The sequence below is a fragment of the Variovorax sp. YR752 genome, assembly GCF_943372545.1.
In genome coordinates, this window is record NZ_CALRZC010000384.1 from 1 (window position 1) to 4,339 (window position 4,339).

4 protein-coding genes are annotated in these 4,339 nt (G+C 68.1%); 1 reads left to right on the forward strand and 3 read right to left on the reverse strand.

The window, feature by feature from the left end; all coding sequences use genetic code 11:
- Window positions 1-175: 175 nt before the first annotated feature.
- A complete protein-coding gene (locus tag AAG801_RS40660) occupies window positions 176-319 on the forward strand; it encodes a hypothetical protein (RefSeq protein ID WP_341893552.1) in 144 nt (47 codons plus the stop codon).
- A 300-nt stretch (window positions 320-619) separates the two neighbouring features.
- Here AAG801_RS40660 and AAG801_RS40665 read toward each other — a convergent pair whose 3' ends face one another.
- The 3 genes from AAG801_RS40665 to AAG801_RS40675 form a co-directional block, all read right to left on the reverse strand.
- Window positions 620-1,849: a pyridoxal-dependent decarboxylase, exosortase A system-associated gene (locus AAG801_RS40665; protein ID WP_341893553.1), complete on the reverse strand. Its 1,230-nt coding sequence runs from the start codon at window positions 1,847-1,849 to the stop codon at window positions 620-622.
- On the reverse strand, window positions 1,846-3,441 hold the full coding sequence (locus AAG801_RS40670; protein WP_341893554.1) for an acyl-CoA ligase (AMP-forming), exosortase A system-associated: 1,596 nt from the start codon (window positions 3,439-3,441) through the stop codon (window positions 1,846-1,848). Before AAG801_RS40670 ends, AAG801_RS40665 begins: the two co-directional genes overlap by 4 nt.
- Window positions 3,442-3,504: 63 nt before the next feature.
- Window positions 3,505-4,339, reverse strand: an 835-nt coding sequence (locus AAG801_RS40675; RefSeq protein WP_341893555.1) for a GNAT family N-acetyltransferase, incomplete at its 5' end; no start/stop codon positions are given.

The following is a 4,339-nucleotide window of genomic DNA, read 5'->3' on the forward strand; positions in this document are numbered from 1 at the left end:
ACCAGCCCGCTGGCCGTGAACGACGTGCTCGCACCAGCGTCCGCCCCGGAGCCGCGCGTCTGCACGTAACTCCCGGACGACGTCCCGTAGTACACCCGGTAGCCCACCGTGTCCGCTGAGTTCGACCGGTTCCAGCTCAGCGTGGCTGCCGGCGCTGGCGCAGGTGCCGGCGCGGGTGCTGGTGCTGGTGCTGGTGCTGGTGCTGGTGCTGGTGCTGGTGCAGGGGCCGGAGCCGGTGCGGGTGCAGGAGCCGGCGCGGGCGTCCCACCGGTCTCGTCGCTGCCTTCCGACGAGCCGCCGCCACAACCCGCCGTCGTGACAACGCAGGCACTCAACAGGGACAGCAGCAGCAAACGATTGGCAAACATGACAGCACCTTGGACCGGCAACCGAGACTCGCCCGCAAACCTCAGCTGCGGCGCGCAGGGGCGAATCGCCGCAGTCACAACGCGCCCCTGTGAGCATCATCGGGGCAGCGCCGAGTCACCTGTAACTTTGGGTGTCCCTCAGCGTGCGACCCTCACAGCCGGTTGCAAAACCAGCCGAGATTCTGCTCGAAATCCCGCGATCGGGGGATTGCGATCTTGTGACAGCCTCGATGTTCGCGACGTCGCACCGCTCAGACCAGTACTTCCTGCGCTCCCGGGTGGCTCAAGAAGCGCGACGGGCTGGCGGTCAGGCCATAGGCGCCCGACTGGAAGACGACGACCAGGTCACCGGGCTGCGCCTGTGCCAGCTCCATGCGATCGGCCAGCAGATCCAGTGGCGTGCACAGCGGGCCGACCGCCGAGGCCTGCTCGCGCTGGTCCGACAGCATCCGATTGCCGATGGCGACCGGATAGTTCTTGCGGATCACCTGGCCGAAGTTCCCGGAAGCCGCGAGCTGATGGTGCAGGCCGCCGTCGAGCACGAGAAAGACCTCGCCACGCGAGACCTTCCTGTCGACGACCCGCGATACGTACACGCCAGCCTCGCCGACCAGGTAACGACCCAGCTCGATGACCAGTTCTGCGCCGGGCAACTCGCTCGCAGCCTGCTCGGCAATCCGTTCGAGATTGGCGCTGATCGGCGCCAGGTCCAGCGCCTGTTCGCCGGGGAAGTAGGGGATTCCGAAGCCGCCGCCGAGGTTGAGCACCTTCAGCGGCGCCGGAGCATGCTCCGCCAGGCGCGTGGCCAGGGCGAGCGTCTTCGTCTGGGCGTCGCAGATCGAATCGGCACGCAGGTTCTGCGACCCCGAGAAGATGTGGAAGCCCTCGAAGCCCAGGCCCAGGGTGGCGATCTCGCGCAGCGCGGCGGGCACCTGCTCGACGTCGATGCCGAACTGCTTGGGGCCGCCGCCCATCTTCATGCCGGAGGACTTGAGTTCGAAGTCGGGGTTGACGCGCACGGCGACACGGGCTGCGCGGCCGAGCCGGGCCTGCCAGTCGGCCAGCAGCCGCAGTTCGCGCATCGACTCCGCGTTGACCAGCACGCCAGCGGCCACCGCCTGGCCGAGTTCCTGCTCCGATTTCCCGGGCCCGGCGAAGCTGATCTCGTGCGGGTCCATACCGCTGTCGAGCGCGACGCCCAACTCGCCGCCGGAGGCCACGTCGATGCCGTCGACCAGGCCGGCCATGTGGCAGACCAGCGCCGGCATCGGGTTGGCCTTCATGGCGAAGTGCAGGCTGATGGTGCCGGGCAGCGCCTGTCGCAGATCGTGAACGCGCTGCGTGAGCAGGGCGCGGTCATAGGCGAAAAACGGCGTACGGCCCACACGCGCCGCCAGCAGCGACAACGGCTGGCCACCGACGCTCAACTCGCCGCCGATGACCGGGAAGCGCCACGCAGGACCCTCGTGAACCGTGCTCATGTGCTTGCCGTGGCGGAGTTGCGGAACTCGGTCGCGATCGACTTGCGGTCGATCTTGCCATTCGCATTGCGAGGCAGGGGGCCGTCGCGAACCTCGATGCGCGCCGGCACCATGTATGCCGGGAGGCGGTCGCGGCACAGTGCTGTCAGTGCGGCGAGGTCGATCGTGCTGCCCGGCGGTGGCGTCACCACCACCGCGACGGCCTCGCCCAGCGAGGCATGGGGCAGGCCGAAAGCGGCGCACTCGCCGATCAACTGGGTCCCGTACAGCACCTCTTCGATCTCGGTCGGGCTGATGCGATAGCCCGACGACTTGATCATCTCGTCCTTGCGGCCGATGAAGTAGAGGAAGCCTTCCTCGTCGCGGCGCACCGTGTCGCCGGAGAACACAGCCATCTCGGGCAGCACCAGCCCGCGCTCGCGACCGGGCAACGGGCGGAAGCGCTCTGCCGTCTTCTCGGGGTCGTTCCAGTAGCCCTGGGCGACCAGCGCGCCGCGCTGCACCAACTCGCCGGGTTCGCCCGCGTCGCAGTCTGTGCCATCCGGGCGCAGCACGAGGATCTCGCTGTTCGGGATGGCCTTGCCGATCGAGTCGGGGCGGCGATCCACCTCCTCGGGCGGCAGGTAGGTGGCACGGAATGCCTCGGTCAGGCCGTACATCAGGTAGGGGCGCGCCTGCGGGAACAGCCCGCGCAGGCTTTTCAGCGTCTCCAAGGGCATCCGGCCGCCGGTGTTGGCGAAGTAGCGCAGCGAACTGCCTGCCCCGTCAGCCCATCGGGACTGCGTCAGCTGGATCCACAGGGGCGGCACCGCGGTGAGGCCGGTGACACGATGCTGCGCCACCGCCTTCACGACGTCCTTGGCCAGAAGGTAGTTGAGCAGCACCACGCGGGCGCGTGAATGAAAGGCCGTGGTCAACTGGCTGAAACCGGCGTCGAAGGACAGCGGAAGTGCAGCCAGCAGCACGTCGTCGCTGCGATTCTCGAGGTAGGAGGCCACGCTCTTCGCGCCGGCCACCATGTTGCGATGGGACAGCACGACGCCCTTGGGTTTGCCGGTGCTGCCCGACGTGTACAGGATGCCGGCCATGTCGGTGTCGACACTGCGATGCGAACCCGAGCCGCCGGCCGACATGAAGTCGTCCCAGCCGTGCAGCGCACAGGCACCCGGCCAGGTGCCTGCGGGGCGTGCGCCGGCCACGACGACATGGCGCAGCGCCGGACACTGCGCCAGTTCGGTCGCCAGGCCGGCGAGCCGGTCACTCGAGGTGACCAGCACCCGCACGTCGCAGTCGCGCAGGATGTGGCCGACCTGCTCGGGCTTGAGCACCGGGTTGACAGGGACGAACACGGCGCCATGGGCGGGCGCGCCGAAGGAGGCGATGACCGTCTCGCTGCGCTTGTCGAGGTAGATGGCGACACGTTCGCCGCGGCCGACCGAGATCGCCGACAGGCCTGCAGCAAACTGCCGCAGGGCGCCTGCCAGTCGACCGTAGCTCAGCCACTCGTCGTTGGCATGGAGGGCCGGTGCGTCGGGGTCGTGATCGGCCGCGACGAGCGGCAACTGGTGCAGAAGGAATGCCTCTTTGTGCATGTTCGGTCGGACGGTTCGGGCGCGAGGAGTGGGCAGTGAACGGGCGCAGCGTGGCGGCGGCGCTCAGGCTTTGCTCAGGCCCGCGCGGTCATGGAACGCGCGGCGCAACAGGCGCAGGCGCTGCTTCGACGCCTCGGCCATGCCCAACGCAAGGCCGACGACGGTGGATCGATTGAAGGCCTCGGTTCCGACCAGCGACTGGTTGGATGTCATCCAGTCCTTCTTGTAGGCCTCGCTGCCGACGCCGTAGTCGATCTCGCCGACGCCATCCTCGTCGATCGCGATGCGGAACAGTTCCTTGGACAGGATCGAGCCGACCCCGAACTCGGCGTACTTCTCGTCGTAGGCCAGCTTGTAGATGACGGCGCGCCCGCTGGCGTTGATCCACAGCTGCGCAGCGGCCGCCTGACCGTCGACGCGCAGCACGCCCAGTCGCAGTACGCCGAGCCGGGCCGCGCAGCGGATCAGCCCAGGGATGAACGCAGGGAAGGGCTCGGGTTCCTTCCAGCTCGCGTTGTAGACCTTGCAGAACGCATCGATCGCATCGTCCAGTCCTGCTTCGGTGCCGCGCGTGACAGTGATCTCGCTTCGGTGTGCCTTGTCGAGCTTCTTCTGCCGGCGCTGGATCGTGTTGCGGACCTGCGATGGACGTTCCTGGTAGTAGGCGTCGAAACACTGGCCCTGCGTCGCGTGGGTCCAGTTCTCGTACTGGAAGTACGGGTGCGCGGTGAAACCGTTGTGGGCCAGCGCATGTGCGAAGCCGGGCTCGGCCGATGCGCCGGACTTGGCCAGCGCCATGTTGACGGTGTCCCAGCGAGGCGATTCACTCGCGATATGACGCACCAGTGTCTCGCGCGCGAGGGCGGGCGGGATGCCGGCCCCGACGACGCTGACATCG